Annotated in this window: 11 protein-coding genes; 6 read left to right on the top strand and 5 right to left on the bottom strand. The window is 41.5% G+C overall.

Annotated features, from left to right (window positions below):
• Window positions 1-5 precede the first annotated feature (5 nt).
• Window positions 6-1,214, bottom strand: coding sequence for a GNAT family N-acetyltransferase (locus MHB64_RS19635; RefSeq protein WP_341135192.1), 1,209 nt, complete (start codon window positions 1,212-1,214; stop codon window positions 6-8).
• Between the two features lie 492 nt (window positions 1,215-1,706).
• On the opposite strand from MHB64_RS19635, the gene MHB64_RS19630 reads away from it, so the two are divergent.
• Window positions 1,707-2,696 (top strand): aldo/keto reductase family protein, encoded by a 990-nt coding sequence (locus MHB64_RS19630; protein ID WP_341135191.1) that lies wholly within the window; start codon window positions 1,707-1,709, stop codon window positions 2,694-2,696.
• Between the two features lie 8 nt (window positions 2,697-2,704).
• Here MHB64_RS19630 and MHB64_RS19625 read toward each other — a convergent pair whose 3' ends face one another.
• Window positions 2,705-3,604 carry a LysR family transcriptional regulator gene (locus MHB64_RS19625; protein ID WP_341135190.1) on the bottom strand — a complete coding sequence of 300 codons (900 nt, stop codon included), beginning with the start codon at window positions 3,602-3,604 and terminating at the stop codon, window positions 2,705-2,707.
• Window positions 3,605-3,848: 244 nt separating this feature from the next.
• On the opposite strand from MHB64_RS19625, the gene MHB64_RS19620 reads away from it, so the two are divergent.
• The 5 genes from MHB64_RS19620 (at window position 3,849) to MHB64_RS19600 (ending at window position 11,479) form a co-directional block, all read left to right on the top strand.
• Window positions 3,849-4,691 (top strand): sugar phosphate isomerase/epimerase family protein, encoded by an 843-nt coding sequence (locus MHB64_RS19620; RefSeq protein WP_341135189.1) that lies wholly within the window; start codon window positions 3,849-3,851, stop codon window positions 4,689-4,691.
• A gap of 456 nt (window positions 4,692-5,147) precedes the next feature.
• On the top strand, window positions 5,148-5,747 hold the full coding sequence (locus tag MHB64_RS19615) for an ankyrin repeat domain-containing protein (RefSeq protein ID WP_445671643.1): 600 nt from the start codon (window positions 5,148-5,150) through the stop codon (window positions 5,745-5,747).
• Between the two features lie 168 nt (window positions 5,748-5,915).
• Window positions 5,916-9,038, top strand: coding sequence for an ATP-binding protein (locus MHB64_RS19610; protein ID WP_341135187.1), 3,123 nt, complete (start codon window positions 5,916-5,918; stop codon window positions 9,036-9,038).
• Between the two features lie 173 nt (window positions 9,039-9,211).
• Window positions 9,212-9,808 (top strand): DUF1349 domain-containing protein, encoded by a 597-nt coding sequence (locus MHB64_RS19605; protein ID WP_094876296.1) that lies wholly within the window; start codon window positions 9,212-9,214, stop codon window positions 9,806-9,808.
• Between the two features lie 234 nt (window positions 9,809-10,042).
• The gene (locus MHB64_RS19600; RefSeq protein WP_341135186.1) at window positions 10,043-11,479 is read left to right on the top strand and encodes an FAD-dependent oxidoreductase; all 1,437 of its coding nucleotides are present in this window, start codon (window positions 10,043-10,045) and stop codon (window positions 11,477-11,479) included.
• Between the two features lie 93 nt (window positions 11,480-11,572).
• Here MHB64_RS19600 and MHB64_RS19595 read toward each other — a convergent pair whose 3' ends face one another.
• The 3 genes from MHB64_RS19595 to MHB64_RS19585 form a co-directional block, all read right to left on the bottom strand.
• Window positions 11,573-13,264, bottom strand: coding sequence for an ABC transporter substrate-binding protein (locus MHB64_RS19595; protein WP_094869541.1), 1,692 nt, complete (start codon window positions 13,262-13,264; stop codon window positions 11,573-11,575).
• Between the two features lie 105 nt (window positions 13,265-13,369).
• On the bottom strand, window positions 13,370-14,980 hold the full coding sequence (locus tag MHB64_RS19590; protein ID WP_094869542.1) for a response regulator transcription factor: 1,611 nt from the start codon (window positions 14,978-14,980) through the stop codon (window positions 13,370-13,372).
• A gap of 4 nt (window positions 14,981-14,984) precedes the next feature.
• Window positions 14,985-16,796 carry a sensor histidine kinase gene (locus MHB64_RS19585; RefSeq protein WP_094869543.1) on the bottom strand — a complete coding sequence of 604 codons (1,812 nt, stop codon included), beginning with the start codon at window positions 16,794-16,796 and terminating at the stop codon, window positions 14,985-14,987.
• Window positions 16,797-16,924 lie beyond the last annotated feature (128 nt).

Here is a 16,924-nt window from a genome sequence, read left to right as displayed (position 1 = left end):
ATGGCTTAAAATTTATCGGTCAAATAAAACACGGCTTGTTGTTTCGGAAATAGAGCTTGAAGGATGTTAGCCTGCTCAGTACTGTCCTTTGCTGCGCCTGCTTCATTATAGCCGAACATGATATAAGTCATTAGCTCGCGTTCATCTACTTCTATTGAAGTATAGGGATTGGTATGATTACTAGCATCGGAAACAGAAAGCTGCTTTTGCTTATAATCCAAGTAGATACAGTCCTCATTGCTGCGAAGTGCAATATGCAACTCCTGGTCTGCAATTATGTTGCTACGGTTTAGGCGATCTTCTAATTCAGGCTGAAGCTTATGGAAAGTTGAACTGAGATTGATCATTTTCCACATCGCCATATTGATTTGAATTGAATTTGCTTGATGCTGTTGGTAATAGGAATATAGCTTATGGTCCTCTGGGAGCATCGCTAATATTTGCTTTGCATTTTGGCGCAGCTGACATAAGGCATGAAACAAAGCTTCAACGCCGTTTTCGGCTTCGTTCAAATACAATAATTCATTAATAAATACTTGTTCAGTATCTTTCTTTTCAATGATGCCATAAGCGACGATTTTTCCATTTCTGCGAAGGAGCAAGCAGTCAACGTTCTTCCATTCCGGCCAGTTCAATAAATCATTCCAATACGTTCTACTTCGGATCACGGTGTAGGTGCGATTCTTATTGAATTGTTCATAGATGAAACGGATATCATCGAGATAACAGGCTTCAAAAGGAATGATTTCATCACTGCTTTGCTGCTGCTCCAAACTTGCTGGTTTTTCAATTGCGAAAGCAGTCTCGGGAATAAGTCTCCAGCCAGCCTTTTCATAAAACGCATGCTTGCTAGCCAAAAGCAAGCTTATATCATAATCGGTTTCTTTCATATAGTTGGTCTGTGCATGAAGAATTTTGTGTGCAAGCCCCAGCCCGCGGTAATTCAGATCTGTACCGACACTCCCCATTGCACCTGTTTTCAAGATCGCTTGACCGACTCTAATATGAAACGGAAAAATTTGTACATTGGATGCAATCTTACCGTCTACCATCGCAAACCATGTTGTATCTGGATCATATGTGGTATCTAGGTCTAATCTTTCTTGGAAAAAAGCTCGGCCTACGGAAAAGCATTCATCTAAAATATCGTAAATCTTTTCAAGCTGCTCTTTAGTTGGATGGTTCATTACGATGATGTTTGGTGTCGTCGTCATCTTTCATTTCCTCCTGCGCCGTAATGTTGGGATAAATTTAATAAATGAAAAAAACGTTTTTTTTTGGAATTTAATTTCTTATTTATAGTTTAATATTGAAATAAAAATTCGTCAATAAAAGGAACGTGTGGAATCATAGAAGTGATACAAAATTTAGATTGCTAACATAGTCTAAATGAGTATTAGGAAAATAGCGACTTCGGCTGGGGATTAAATTTCGGTCACCCTGTAAGCTGGCTGTTTTGGCTCGAATTATTGTACTGTTAGTTGTGGTGCGGTAACAAGGCTTGGAGGTTAATACTCACTGGAGTATAGGCGAAGTTAGAGTTTCGAAACAGAATATTTACCGAAAAAAACGCCTAAAGGGCGTTTTTTTATTATCTTTAAGATTCTCAGTAATATTTTTTTTGAATTAAAGCACATATTAAAGAGTATTTCTCGTATTAATAGCTCTTTGTTACAATCAGATTGTTACCTAAAGGAGGTTATATAATGAACTATCGTAAATTAGGAGCGAGTGGTTTATATCTAAGTGAGATTGCCTATGGCAATTGGATTACACATGGCGCTCAAGTGGACAATAATAATGCCCATGCTTGTGTTCGCGCTGCATTGGATGTAGGGATCACAACATTTGATACTGCAGATGTATATTCCGATACGAAAGCTGAGATGGTGCTGGGCCAAGCATTAAAAGGAGTGCACAGAGCTGATATCGAATTGTGTACCAAGGTGTGCCATCCCACAGGGACAGGACGTAACGCAAGAGGTCTGTCTCGCAAACATATTATGGAGGCGTGCCATGCTTCATTGAACAGATTACAGACCGATTACATTGATATCTATTATGCGCATCGCTTTGACGCAACAGTATCCCTTGAAGAGACATTCTTGGCTTTTTCGGATCTGGTGCGTCAAGGTAAGGTTCTCTATGTCGGGATAAGTGAGTGGACGGCGGATCAGATAACAGAAGGTGCTATTTTGGCGAGGGAATTGAAGGTGCCATTGGTGGCTAGTCAACCTCAATATTCGATGTTATGGCGCGTAATGGAGGCGGAGGTAGTTCAAGCTTGTGAGCGGGAAGGGATTGGACAGGTGGTCTGGTCACCGCTTGCTCAAGGGATTCTTTCAGGCAAATATATGCCAGGTCAAACATTACCGGAGGGTTCTCGTGCTTCAACAGCTGCGGGCTCACCTTTTATGAATAAATTGGCGGGTCAATGGCTTCGGGCTGAGGTGCTTGCGGCGATCTCGAATCTCTCTTCCATCGCCAGCGAAGTTGGGTTGACGGTTCCGCAGTTGGCTATAGCATGGGTGTTGCAAAATCCACAAGTCTCATCTGCAATTATTGGGGCATCCAAGCCTGAGCAGGTTATAGAAAATGCCAAAGCTGCGGGAATTCGTCTGGATAGGGAAGTGATGATGCAAATCGATAGGGTGCTAGAAGGACTCGTTGAACGTGATCCTAGAAAAACGGGCTGAATATTATATCATTCACCATTAATAGCTTCTGAACTCATTTGTCCTATGATCTCTAGCAACGCGGATAAGGAGGCACGATCGCAATCGGTTCTCCAAGCGGCATAAAGGGGAATCGATGGTGTGCTTTCTTCAAAGGCACGAAATACGACACCTTCGCGCTGAAAAATAGCAACGGAAGAGGGCACAATGGAAACTCCAAGATTAGCGGCTACCAAGTTTACAATGGTGTATATCTGAATGGCTTCCTGTACAACATTCGGATACATGTCGTGTTGGGCACAAAAGCGCATAATGAGGTCATGAAAAGGAGCTCCTAAATGACGTGGGAATGATATAAACGGCTCTAAAGCTAAAGAACGAATGGATAACACCGGTAAATGAGCTAGGTGATGCTGCTCTGGCAAAACGGCAATAAGCGATTCATTGACTAGGGGACGATGGTCGATATGTTTGCCGGGCTCTATATAACGTACAAATCCAATATGAATCGTTCCTTCATGTAAAGCCTGCCACTGCTGAGCAGACGTCATTTCATGTAATGTGAGTTGTACTTGTGGATAACGTTCCCGAAACATTTTTAACATATCAACCAATACTCCACCAGCTGCAGAATCTATAAATCCAATGTTCAAATGTCCGATAATTCCTTGATCGACTAATTGTGTTGTTTTAATAGAGCGTTCCAGTTGAGATAAAATGGATTTAGCCTCCTCTAGAAATACCGCCCCCGCTGGCGTTAGACGAACTTGTCTTTTGTGCCGTTCTAATAGTTTCACACCCATCTCATTCTCCAGAGCTTGAATTTGCTGGCTTAAGGGAGGCTGTGTCATATTTAGCTTCTCTGCTGCACGGTTAAAATGCAGTTCCTCTGCTACTGCGATAAAGTATTGCAATTTTTTTATGTCCATACTGTTCAATCTCCCTTGAAATGTTTCTCCAAGCAAGTATAAGGATCTTTGAACGAAATTGAAAGGAAGGGCATGTCGTCTCCCCATAAGTCTCCCACCCCATCTTAATTTTTGACAAAAAACATTATTGCAATTGGATCGTAGAATTTGTTAAAGGGGACTAGAGATGGTTTTATTCGAGTGCACGATGCGCTAGACTAGATATGACGAACTGTTTAGATTGGTCATAAGGGGGAGAACGACGATGATAAGAGGATTAACAACAGCAGGCTTGGGTGAACTCAGCTCTATAGAAGAATATATCAGGCTTGCGAGCCAATTCGGCTTCCAGTCGATAGACGCAAATCCATTGGAGTTCGTACAGCAGTATGGCAAGGATGGGGCTGTTCAATTGCTGGAAAGTCATGGCATCGTGTTAGGATCATTTGGTTTAGTGGTAGATTGGCGCACGACAGAGGAAAGCTTTAGGGAAGGGTTGAAATCGCTTACCGAAATGGCTGAGGCCGCTGTTGCATTAAATTGTACGACATGTTGTACATATATTTTACCTTCGACAGATCTACCGGCCGCATCGTTTATGATTGCAGCCACAAGACGTTTAAGACTATGTGCGGAAATATTAGGCGCTTATGGAATTACATTAGCTTTAGAGTTCGTAGGCCCTCATCACTTACGTACACAATGGGCAAATCCAACGATCTGGACGATGGAAGATACGTTGAGCTGGATGGAGACGATTCAAGTAAGGAATATCGGCTTGTTACTGGATTCCTACCATTGGCATACGAATGGCTTAACGAGCGAGGATCTGCTGAAATTACAACCGCATCAAATCGCGTATGTCCATATCAATGATGCTAAACCTCTTTCGATAGAGGAATTGCTAGATTTCGATCGACTGTATCCAGGGGAAGGTTCTATTGATCTCTCAGGATTCTTGGGTAGCCTGAAAAAGATCGGGTATACCGGTGTGATCGCCCAAGAAGTCCTAGCACCAGCTTCCGCGCAAAGTTCATCTGAATTATTTTCTCGTTCCAAAGCTGGTTTCGATAAGGTATTCTCATCACTGGAAAGCGCACCGATATAGATTGAATTTGAAAATATTCCAAAAAGGGAAAAGTGGTGGAAGGGAATTTTGGAAGGAGCGGTAGCGTCAGACTTTGTCTGCGGATTTCAACCGTTAAGAACGGTATAAATCAAGAAATCTGCAGACAACAGCGGCCGGATGTCCAAACATTCTCTGGATTCACGACCAACCCGAAATAGGAAAATCATCAGATCAATCTATATAGCATTTGATGATCACGCGTGAACTAAGTTCTAATGAAACTTCTACCGAGTGTTGGTAGAAGTTTTTTTTTCTGTTAGCAAACGCTCTCCCCATGTGATAGTATTTCACTAAAATGCGGAGATGACGTTCGCTATGTACTTCTTCTTGTTAACATTCTTCCTCTTTATATCAGGATGTCAGACAGATGATTTCAAAGTGTTAAACAACCAAGGGCAGCAATCAACTCAGGAGGTGAATACTGAAATGGATAAGATGAACCAAACACTGTTAGCTGCGGTTAAGCAAGGCGACAAGGATCTTATTTCTAAGCTATTAGCTGATGGTGCAGATATTGATACTACAGACATTGATGGTAGAACCTCCGCATTAATCGCTGTACACACGAATCAACTGGATATTTTCAAATTATTGCTTGAACAAGGTGCCAACATCAATATCCGCGACAATCGCTCGGATAATCCACTTCTCTATGCAGGGGCTGAAGGGATGCTTGATTTTGTGAAGGTGTCTATTGCTGCAGGTGCTGATACATCCATTCTGAACAGGTTTGGGGGAACTGCCCTCATTCCTGCTGCTGACCGCGGTCATGTGGACATTGTGGAAGAGCTTCTTACAAGTTCTGATGTCAATATTGATCATGTCAATAATCTGGGTTGGACGGCATTACTTGAAGCTATCATACTGGGCGATGGCGGGAAGGCACATCAGACTATACTTGAATTGTTAATTCAGCATGGTGCTGACATTCAACTTGCGGATTCTAATGGAATTAGCCCCTTACAGCATGCACAAAATAGGGGTTACCGAGAAATGGTTGAGCTGCTAATGAATAAACGTAGTGAGTCGTTATAATTTTTAAAAAAAGGAAACTCCGACTATTTGGAGTTTCCTTTTTTTGTCCTTTAAATACAAGATTACTTACGTCCACTGATCTCGTAATATAGTATAATCAGACTATAATGTTCAATAGTGGAAGATGGGAATATAGCACTATTAAATTTATCGAAGAATGAGGCGTGCATGAGAACTTCGGAGAATAAGATTAAGTTAAGTCATTTAGTATACATAGTAGTGTTTATCGGTCTGTTGATTGTGGTGCGCTGGGGCTGGCATAATCATTTTTCGTTGTCCAATCCACCTGCTGTGAAGCAAGGTGTGTTAGATTTACGTGGGGTGGATATTGAATCACTAAGCTCCTTTCCGCTGGATGGTGAATGGGAATTCTATCCTGAACAATGGGTGAATACTACCACTATTAACAATGCTACGAAGGGGCAGAAGCTTCAGGTGCCGGGGAACTGGACTTCTAAATTCATTCCAGCAGATCAAGAGAAAGCATATGGATACGGAACTTATCATTTGCGTATTCTACTGGATCAACCCTTGTCTGAGCCACTTAGCTTTTGGTTTCAATCGGTCTATACGGCTTCTGAAGTGGAGATTAATGGAACAATTCTCTCGCGATTCGGTAAGTTATCTGAAGAGAAAGAAGGCCATGTTTCTGTCACAAAGTCATTCTTGATCAGTTATGTACCGACAGATCAGAACCAAATGGATCTATTTGTTCGAGCGTCAAATTATGGGTCTCCGTTAAAAGGAGGCATTGTTAGGTCTGTAGAGTTTGGCATTCAACATGAGATAGATACAGTCTACTGGAATTCAATTGGCTTGCAGCTAGTTGTAGGGGTATTGCTCTTGATCCACGGGCTCTATTTACTGATTATTTATTTGATGGATGTGCGAAAAACAGAGTTGATTATTTTCTTTTCGATGATGGTCGCAGCAGCTGTATCTATTGGGGTTGAACATAATGGACTATTGTTCCGGTTTCTACAAGTTGATTTTGCCTGGACATTGAAGCTAAAGGTTCTTTCTTACACAGGCTTTTGCTTGTTTCTGTTCCTGATGGGAAGAGAGCTCTTTGGGAACCTGCGGAAAGGTAAGGCTTTTTATAGTTATATCCTCTCACTCCTCGGTTTTACTCTATTTATAATCTTTGGTCCAGAAGAGACCGTGCTGTTTTCGATCGAAAAAGGGGTCTATATGATCCTGTATTACATTCCAGTATTTTGGACGGCTTATTATTTTATGAAAATGGTATTTATTCAAGCTGAGGGAGCTCTATTTTTATTATGTTCAGTACTAGCTGTGATTAATAATATAATGTGGGCATCTGTCTATTACGCAGGAACCTCACAATTTATGTTTTATCCAGTAGATTTAATTGCTGCACTTGCTGCCTTTTCTACCTATTGGTTTAGGAGATATTTTCATCAATCCCATCAAAATGTACTACTGAATGCTCAATTGGCTGAATCCAACAAATTAAAGGATCGTTTTCTGGCCAATACATCTCATGAACTACGGACTCCCTTGCATGGGATTATGAATATTGCTCAGAGTGTGCTTATAAGAAAGAAACATGAACTGGATGAAGAGAGTCAACGCGACATGGAACTGCTAATAATGGTCAGTCGGCGGATGTCGCTCATGCTGAACGATTTGCTAGATGTAGTGAGATTGCAGGATAAACGGATTGTGATGAACATCAAGGTGGTGCAAGTAAGGTCCTTGGCTGAGGGTGTACTGGATATGTTACGCTTCCTGACCGGTGGGACTAAGGTGGAGCTTCGCATGGACATTAATGAGGATTTGCCGTGTGTATATGCTGATGAGGAGCGATTGGTACAGATTCTGATTAATCTAGTTCATAATGCGCTTAAGTTCACCGAACAGGGAAGTGTTGTACTGTCAGCAGAACTAGTGGATGGGCAGGTATGGATCCATGTCACGGATACAGGAATTGGTATGGATGAGGCATTGAGAAAGCGTGTATTTATGCGTTATGAACAAGGAGCTTACGGTGAAGGTGGTATCGGTCTGGGTCTTAGTATTTGTAAAGAGTTGGTTGAGCTGCACGGTAGTGAATTATTATTGCAATCGCAGCCGGGCAAGGGAAGTAAGTTCAGCTTCAAATTACCTGTAGTTAATGAGAGTGTACAGTCTTCCATTTCTGATGTCCATATAGAAAAAGATGCGGACTCACTGTCACCTTTCAGTGAATGGATCACTGCTGAAGCTTCTACTATGGTGGCCGCCACCTATTCCACGAAGGAAGTAGAGCCACTCCCGAAGCTTGATACAGACGCTGATATTATTCGTGTTCTGGCGGTTGACGATGATTCGGTCAATTTAAAAGTTTTGCAAAATATTTTGTCAGATGGAACCTATCAGATAGTTACTACGACTTCTGCACGTGAAGCGCTGGATAAGTTAAACCATGAACGATTCGATCTGATCATCGCTGATGTGATGATGCCGGGTATGTCTGGTTATGAAATGACAAGATTAGTCCGCGAGCGGTTTACAATGTATGAATTGCCAATTATTCTACTGACTGCACGCAGTGAACGGGAAGATGTCTATGCAGGCTTCTTGGCTGGAGCAAACGACTATGTTACCAAGCCGGTAGATGCAATGGAGTTGAAGTATCGTGCCTTATCTCTTTCATCTATGAAGCGGGCGGTCAATGACCGGTTGAGGATGGAGGGTGCTTATTTACAAGCGCAGATCCATCCACACTTTCTCTTCAATACACTGAATTCGATCATGTCCTTAAGTGACTTTGATACTGCCAAAATGAGAGAGCTATCAGATGCGTTCACAACTTATCTGCGCATAAGTTTTGACTTCTTAAATGCAGGGAAGCTCGTTACGCTGTCACAGGAGCTTGAACTGGTGGAGAATTATATATATATCCAGCAGCAGCGTTTTGAGGAGAGACTCCATGTGAAATGGGAAGTAGATGCGAATCTTGAAATGTTGATGCCTCCGCTTACGATTCAACCTCTGGTTGAGAATGCTGTTCGACATGGCGTTTTAAGTCGGGCTAAAGGTGGAACACTGCGTATTCACATTGAGACACGTGCGGATGCTGTCCATTTTAACATTGTAGACACAGGGTTGGGAATGGACGAAGCTCAAGTCAGCAGGCTGTTAGATCCAAAAGGCTATAAGAATCAAGGTATTGGACTCCTTAATACGGATAGAAGATTGACACAACTATATGGACGTGGCTTGCAAATTCAAAGTGTCCCTGGTTTGGGAACGACGGTGTCATTTATCATTCCTGATAAAGATTGATTGTGATCAAGGGGTAACTCCTTGGAGTTATCCCTTTTTGGTGGTTTGTTTAGGAAATTATGTGATTATTTCAATATTGTTGCATCATTGATTGTAAAAATAAAAACTACCTGCCATTATTACAGAGAAAGGAAAATTTGTAATCAAAAATCATTCATGATAGGAGAATTAGAATGACTAATAACTTATTTGTAAACGAGACAAGAGAACAACTGATCTGGATGAATCGTCCCGAAACCTGGAAATTCACAGATTTAGATGAACTGACATTAATAGCACCTCCCAAATCAGACTTTTTCCAAGACCCGGCAGGTAAACATTTCGCAAGCTCAGCGCCATTTTTATCTACCCCTGTGGGTACTTCCTTTGAAATGACGACCAGAATTAGTGTCAATATGCGGCATAAATATGATTCAGGATGCCTCATGTTTATGATGGACCATTATAACTGGGCCAAGATTTGCTTTGAGTTTGACGGACAGTATCCCATAATCGTGTCTGTGGTAACCAGAGAAGGAATGTCAGATGATTGTAACTCCGTACAAGTTGGTGTAGATAATCCATATTTGCGTATCACCAAGCAAAATCATTGTGTTACTTTCTCCTATTCAGAGGACGGAGCGAACTGGTCACTGATCCGATATTTTGGAATGAATGAAGGTGCTGAATGCGTAGCTGGTGTTGTCGCACAATCTCCCCAAGGTGAAGGCTGTTCAGTGAAATTCGACTATTTGAGTTTGTCGGAATCGAAGGCTGAAAGCCGCTTCTAAATGATTTTGGCAATTTTCGTCGAAGGATGAGTTGCTCGATTTGCGATAGTACAGTGAACATATTTGTATGTGGCCGCGTAATCGCGGCTTTTTGCATGATAAAAACCATGATTGAATAAATAAGGAGACAGCTATCCGTATTAATTAAAGTACAGAGTCAATTTAATAAAACAAATCGAGAAGCCGATAAATAATAGGATGCTTTCAATAAAAAACAGGGAGAATTATTATAAGATGTTAAAAGAGAGAAAAAAAGGTTATTTCGTATTTGGTCTTCTGATTACGGCATTTATTATGGTTTATGGAAGCTTTGCTCCACAAGTAGCGGTAGCTCAGACAAGCATTCCAACTACAGCAGCAAGTTATGATGTTGTTGTCATTGGCAGTGAGATTCAAGGTGTTTTATTGGCCAGAGAGGCCAAGAACTTGGGCTTAAAAGTGATGATCTTAGATCCTCGAAGTAAGCCAGGCGGTGAATTGATTCAAGGGCAGATGTTTTTCCTGGATGATGTGAACGACAATAAGAAGCGGAGTCTCGTGCAAGGGGAAATGAAAGATCTGTTCACAGCTTATAAGGCTGGATCTATACGTAAAAAGGAAGAGTTCGAGAAGTATTTCAACAAAGTAATTAAAGGGATTCCTTTAAAAAGTGGAATTGTCATTGATGCCGTTGCTACTGTTCCATCAAATAAAGATAAGGCACTAAAGACTCTTACATATCATACTAAGGATGGCACTCAAACTACTATACAGTCTAAATACTGGGTTGAAAATACAGATTTTAATGCGCTAAGCAGTCACTTGCAGGTTAAACGAATTCCAGGTATGGAAAGTATTTATAAGGGGAAACAAGCGGATTATATGGCGGCCACTTATATGTTGAATTTCAAAAATGTAGACTGGAACCGACTGCATCAAGCCATTCTGGAAGATTATCCATTAACGAATGTTCGTAACAAATATGGCCCTAACACCTACGTCGATTGGAATTTCGCCACAGGGTTCAGCAATATTACCAATAAGTTCAAAGCGGATAACAGTGATCTTAAGCTTCGTGGACTGAATGCAACGAACCAGAAGAATGGACAGGTTATTATAAACGGCCTTCTTATTTATAACGTGAATCCTGCTGATCCGAAGTCTGTTCAATCTGCGATTACAAAGGCTAGAGCCGCAGCCCCTAGTATATTAGCTTTTTTACGCAGTAATATACCTGGATTCTCCAAAGCAGAGCTTAATGGATTTCCTGAGTATCTTTATATTAGGGATTACAACCGTCATGAGACTAATTATGTGCTTGAGTATTCTGATCTAATGAATGGGACGATGTTCTGGGATAATGTCAGCATTGGCGGTTATTCCATCGATCTTCAAGGAACTAAAACGATTCCTACCGGAATTGGCTTTGGTAAACCGGACCGTTATGGTTTACCTTTACGCTCTTTTGAATTGAAATCTTATGACAATGTGCTAGTAGTGGGGAAAAATGTAGGAGCTAATATTAAGGCTTACGGCAGCGCCCGCATCATGCCAACGACCGCTCTGGCGGCACAGACCATCGGGATTATCCTTGGCAAGGAGAGTAAGCGTTTAGCGGATCTAACTCCTGCTGATTTTGAGCGAATTCATAAATATTTGGAAAAGGATTATAAGATTACACTGAAGAAATAGAACTGTAGATTAGAGATTGAAAGTTAATACGGTTTATACAAAAACAAGCCGGAGCGAATGCACGCTCCGGCTTGTTCCTATGGTTGTTAAAGTTTATTTTGTGGTTACTGGCGCGGATACAGACTTGAACCATTCGTTAACTTCTTTGGTGATTTGGTCACCGCCATTGGATTTCCAATTGGCAACGAATTGGTCAAAGGAGTCTACTGGCAGTTTGCCATAAATAATTTTGTTGAAAGTTTCCATTTCAGACTGACGAAGCAGGTTCCATTTGGAAACCATCGTTGGTGTAGCAGCACCAGTAAAGTAGTTTTGTTTACGAACGTCTAGTTGTGACATAACCACTTTTCCTGCCGCCCAGTTTTCTGGTTTACGGAACTCTGCCATTTGTTTCTCATAAGGTGTTACAGGTGTCTCGCCGTCAGCAAGTTTAACCAAAGTCTTCATAAACAGATCAGGAATACGGGCCGGACCTGTTAAGAATGGGAACTCATTGGAGAAGTCTTTAATCTTGTCTTTATCACTTGTTGGTTGTCCATCAATCATATCCCAGTCATAACCTTTAGCAAAGCCATATTCATATTGACTGCCTGCAGCAGGGTTAGCTAAATTATCAAGCAAGTAGTTATAGTACAAGAAAATTGCTTCTGGATGCTTAGCATCTTTGTTAATCATGATACTAGCATTTACACCGGAATTCTGCCATTTGGTTCCAATCAAACCATCGGGTCCTGCTGGAACCGGATAACCTTTAATCTTCGCTCCAGGTACATTCTTCATAAGATCGGGAGCAGGCCAGTCTGGAACCCAGTTGGCGCCTGGCAGAATACCAGCTGCACCTTTCGTGAAGCTCTCAGCGGATTTACCTTCATCCCAAAGGGCGGAGTCCGTGTGAATATATCCTTTATCCATCCATTCGCTAAGCTTTGCGAGTGCTTGCTTAGCACCTGGGTTAATGGAACCATATTCAAGATTGCCATCTTTATCTTTGTTCCATTGTTCCTCAATTGTACCGTATGCCCCGAATAACCAGTCTAGTTGGCCCATCCAGGTATTTGTGTTGTTTTTCAAAGAAATTGCAAGCGGGTACACATCTTTAGGCGCTAAGCCATCAGGGTTTTCGTTCTTAAATTTGTCCATGATGTTCTCAAGATCGGCGATGGTCTTAGGCGCTTCCAGCTTCAGCTTTTCCATCCAATCTTCACGTAACCACAAGAGCGTATCATCATTGTCGGTATATTCAAGGATCGGCAGATTATATTTCTTACCGTCTTTAGTGAATGGGTACCAAAGTTCTGGATGTGCTGCAACGTGATCTTTCAGAATTTTGTTTGCATACTTATCAAACAACTCATCGATAGCGATGAACTGACCGGAATCAATAAGCTGATTGGTCAATACTGCGTTAGTTGGTGCAAAAACGAAATCAGGAAGCTTTTCGCCGGAAGCAATGGCAAGTTGAAGCTTTTGTCTGTATTGATCGTCATTTGCAGGATACCAAGTATCTTTATGCTTCATACCCAATGTTTCAAGCATCCAGCGATCGTGAACGTTGTTTTCTTTGGTATCACCTTGAACATACTTCTTAGGCATCAATACGGCACTGAACTCGATCGGTGGATCGTATTTGCCTTTTGCGAAAGCAGCATCTGCTTCGGATTGGGTATTATTGGTAGCGTTACCATTTTTGGCGTTCTCATTAGATGTGCCGCTACTGCCACATGCTGTGAGAGTGATAAGTGCTGTGACCGTGAGAAGCGACCACATTTTCTTGAACTTGATCATTCTTCAATTCCCCCTACTGTGTATGATCTTTACAAGTGTAACTTTAACAACTTGTCGGGGATGTCATCTATATGAGATTTTTAGTTTCGATAGGACTCTATCATGTTATTTGTTAGTATCTCTATATTCCTGCGGCGTTACCCCAAACTGCCGTTTGAATACTTTGATAAAATAAGCAGGGTCCATATATCCAATCTCCATGCTGATTTCATAGACTTTTTTATTGGTGGTCTTCAGTTTATGACAGGCACGATCCATCCGCAAGCGCGAGATATAATCGCTAATGCCTTCACCTGTTTCGATCTTATAAATTTTTGATAAATGGGTCGGATGGAGATTTACATGGTCAGCCAGAACACGTAATGATACATCATCATGCAAGTTCTTATCCGTATAATCTTGAATTTTCTTCACATACTCGGAACGGATATCTTTGATTTCGTTGGATGTGCCTTCTTTTAGATTAGCTAGAATACTTAGCGACCATTTTCTCAGTTTACTAATACTGGTAAAAGCATCCCCGCTCTGCAACGCTTCTATGTCGGTCCCCATTAAGTTTGCCAGTGTATGACCATTGCGATGTGCAAGATTCGTGAAAGAAGCTGTAATTAAAAAACCAGCCTCCATGCAATGCTCCCAGGATTCAGACCATTTCTCATCCAGCTCGGCACAGACGGCAAGTAATTTCTCTTCGGCCGCATCCCAATGTCCACTCTCCAAAAGATGAATCAAAGAGGGAGGGGTATAAAGAGCGTCTAAAGGCCCGTGTGCTGAGGGAAGCTCTAAGTCACTGACCCGCATAATGAATTCTCGCTCATCTCCGACAATTTGGCGGAAAGAAGAGGAGGCCTGATGGAATCGATTCGATAGCTGCTCAGGAAACTTGAACCACTCCGTGATTACAATGGATAGTGAGCCTTTCAGAAATTGCTTAACCTTATATTGAAGTTGTAGAGAAAGCTTCTCTAATATGGATTCTTTTCCAAGGTCAGTTCCTTGTTCTTTAAGCTGGAGCAGAAACACGAGATATCCATGTTCCTCTTTAACGCCCCAGACTTCCATAAATTCTCCCATAATCTCTTCAGCCATATTAATAATCGCATATTCAATTAAGGTTTGATCGGTATTATCAAATTCTCTGAATTCTTCTTCCATTCGTACCAGCATCAATGCGGATTCTCCGGATTGGAAGGGCAGATCGTAACTCACGAGCTTCCGTTCCCATTCACCGGCTTGAAAACGATGACCTTGTAAGGCATCCAGTAGCAATCGCCCCCGTAAAACAGGAAGGTTCTCCCGGAGGGTAAACTGGGTTCGTTTAAGAGAACTTATAAGCTCCCATTCAGCATTCAATTGATTGATCGCATTTTTGACGGCTCCGAGCAATTCATCATCAGTGGGCGGTTTAAGCAAGTAATCCACGGTCTTGTTCTGAAGTGCTTTTTTGGCATAATCGAATTCTGAATGGCCGGATAATATAATACATTTAATTTTTTTGTTATGTTTTCTTATCCGCTCTATCAATTCAATTCCCGTCATTTCTGGCATTTGAATATCTGAGATTACTATATCAATGGGATGCGTATCGATAATTTGTAGCGCCTCACGTGCGGAATAAGCTTTATGCACATGTTCAATTCCCAGCGTATGCCAGGGTTTAGTCATGGAAAGATTATCTACCCAGTGTGCTTCGTCGTCTACTATGATCATCTGCATGTTGTTAGTCTCCTTGATGTTCCTTTAATTTATAACTATCATCCTCAGTTGGGATTTCCCAGATAATTTCTGTTCGGAATCCACCGAGAGGGGATGGCTTGAAGGTAAGACTTGAATGATTGCCGAACAGGTGAATGATCCGCTGATTTGTATTCCAAAGACCACAACCCATTTCCTCCTGCAAAGGCTCCTGCATTTTACGGTTTAATGCTTCTAGCTGATCCGGATTCAAGCCGGGACCATCGTCATCGATATAAATTCTACAGAAGCCGTTGGACTTCTCACCACTAATCTTAATTTCGCCTGAGGAATAGGACTTCGCTACGCCATGAATCACAGAATTCTCCACCATAGGTTGAAGCATTAGGCGAGGTACAGATTGGCTAAGCATATCCTCAGGAATATCAATATGATAATCAATTCTGCCATTACGCAGTTTCTGTATATCTAAATAGTTGACTAAGAGCTTGATTTCTTCCTCCAAAGAAGCTGTCTCCCGTTCCATCCGGGTGGTATAACGATAGTATGCACTTAGATTATAAGCCATGGAGACGACAGCGTCCTCATCTTTCATCTGGGCCATATTGATAATATAACCAAGACAGTTATAGAGAAAATGTGGATTAATTTGCGCTTGAAGCTGCTTCAGGGTAGCTTCTCGAGCACGGATCTTTTCATTAAATACATTTTCTATCAGGTCTTGAATTTGATGGGACATATCGTTAAAACGACGGAACAGAAACGAAAACTCATTTTGCTCATTGCTATGAAGCCGTACGGAGTAATCTCCTTGTTGTACGCGTTGTAAACCACTGACTAGTTTTTTAATCGGATATTGAACGTTTCTATATAGCAGAATGGAGGAGGATACTCCCACAACAAACAGCAGGATCATTGTGATATAGAATAAATCCCGACTAAGAGAAATTGGTTTGAGAATTTGATAAAGGGGGACAACATCTACTAAATGCCAATCCAAAGAGGCTGATTTCACAGAACTGACCAAATAGTTCTTCCCATTTAGCTTCACTACATCCTGAGTTGTATTCTCCGGAGAGTGATTATCCAGGTAATTAACTAGTTCGTCGGATAGCTGCTTGTCCGCGCTGCGGTTGAGGATCGGTTTTTCCCCTTTGTGATAAAAGAACGGATCGCCCTGCCCACCTGCTTTGTACGAATCAAGCATGTTCTGAATGTTCGTATAACTGAAGCTGGCTTCAATCACTAGGCTACTTCCTGTTAACGTCCCCGGTTGTGCTAAAGAATCCGTTAAGAACCAGTAAAAGGATTTTAGATCGCCTTGAGATTCCACACCATGATCACCATACGTCCATCTTCCGCTCATATTTGCTTTTAAATAATCCTCATCATACCCGATGGTTCTGTCGTAATTGGCGATGACATCTTTATTCTGCTGTGAATGAACGGCGTATCTGGTCGGCCAAATATCTGTAACCCCAGCTTGAAGCACCATCTTTTCCTGAAGAATATATCTGGTCTGCATCTGATCATATCGATCTTCCCATACATTTAGTCCATTGAATGCCCTGACGTTGGGATCTCTTGAAAGAATAAGGGTGAAGTCCATCATCTGATTAATTCGCGAATCGATCTGATTGGATAAAAAAGTGAGTTGTTTCGTATTGGACGTCTGCAATTCTTTGCCTACTACCTCGAAGGTGACATTATTTGAAAAGGTATACATGATAATGATGGGAATGAAAAGAAGTATGATCAAGCTGTTTATTTTGGCAAACAGACTAAATCGAGATTGTAAGTTTCCTCTAAGTATTGTAAAGCGCTTCCATAAATTCATAAATGCCCCTCCAGATGTTGTCCTAATAAAACCCTATCAAGCCTAACAATGTTATATAGTCAAACCTGAGAAACGCCTGATACTATTTATAGCAGAGATCCCCATCACACACAAAATATTTTTTTTGG

It is taken from the genome of Paenibacillus sp. FSL K6-2859, assembly GCF_038008265.1.
Taxonomy (GTDB): Bacteria; Bacillota; Bacilli; order Paenibacillales; family Paenibacillaceae; genus Paenibacillus_AQ; species Paenibacillus_AQ nitricinens.
Note: the sequence above shows the minus strand (reverse complement) of the source record. Positions and strands in the feature narration are given on the sequence as shown.

What these genes read in the sequence shown, in the direction of transcription:
- MHB64_RS19625 (WP_341135190.1), bottom strand. Translation starts at nt 3,604, where the DNA reads ATGGACATAAAAAAATTGCAATACTTTATCGCAGTAGCAGAGGAACTG.
- MHB64_RS19590 (WP_094869542.1), bottom strand. Translation starts at nt 14,980, where the DNA reads ATGCAGATGATCATAGTAGACGACGAAGCACACTGGGTAGATAATCTT.
- MHB64_RS19630 (WP_341135191.1), top strand. Translation starts at nt 1,707, where the DNA reads ATGAACTATCGTAAATTAGGAGCGAGTGGTTTATATCTAAGTGAGATT.
- MHB64_RS19595 (WP_094869541.1), bottom strand. Translation starts at nt 13,264, where the DNA reads ATGATCAAGTTCAAGAAAATGTGGTCGCTTCTCACGGTCACAGCACTT.
- MHB64_RS19610 (WP_341135187.1), top strand. Translation starts at nt 5,916, where the DNA reads ATGAGAACTTCGGAGAATAAGATTAAGTTAAGTCATTTAGTATACATA.
- MHB64_RS19605 (WP_094876296.1), top strand. Translation starts at nt 9,212, where the DNA reads ATGACTAATAACTTATTTGTAAACGAGACAAGAGAACAACTGATCTGG.
- MHB64_RS19585 (WP_094869543.1), bottom strand. Translation starts at nt 16,796, where the DNA reads ATGAATTTATGGAAGCGCTTTACAATACTTAGAGGAAACTTACAATCT.
- MHB64_RS19600 (WP_341135186.1), top strand. Translation starts at nt 10,043, where the DNA reads ATGTTAAAAGAGAGAAAAAAAGGTTATTTCGTATTTGGTCTTCTGATT.
- MHB64_RS19620 (WP_341135189.1), top strand. Translation starts at nt 3,849, where the DNA reads ATGATAAGAGGATTAACAACAGCAGGCTTGGGTGAACTCAGCTCTATA.
- MHB64_RS19635 (WP_341135192.1), bottom strand. Translation starts at nt 1,214, where the DNA reads ATGACGACGACACCAAACATCATCGTAATGAACCATCCAACTAAAGAG.
- MHB64_RS19615 (WP_445671643.1), top strand. Translation starts at nt 5,148, where the DNA reads ATGAACCAAACACTGTTAGCTGCGGTTAAGCAAGGCGACAAGGATCTT.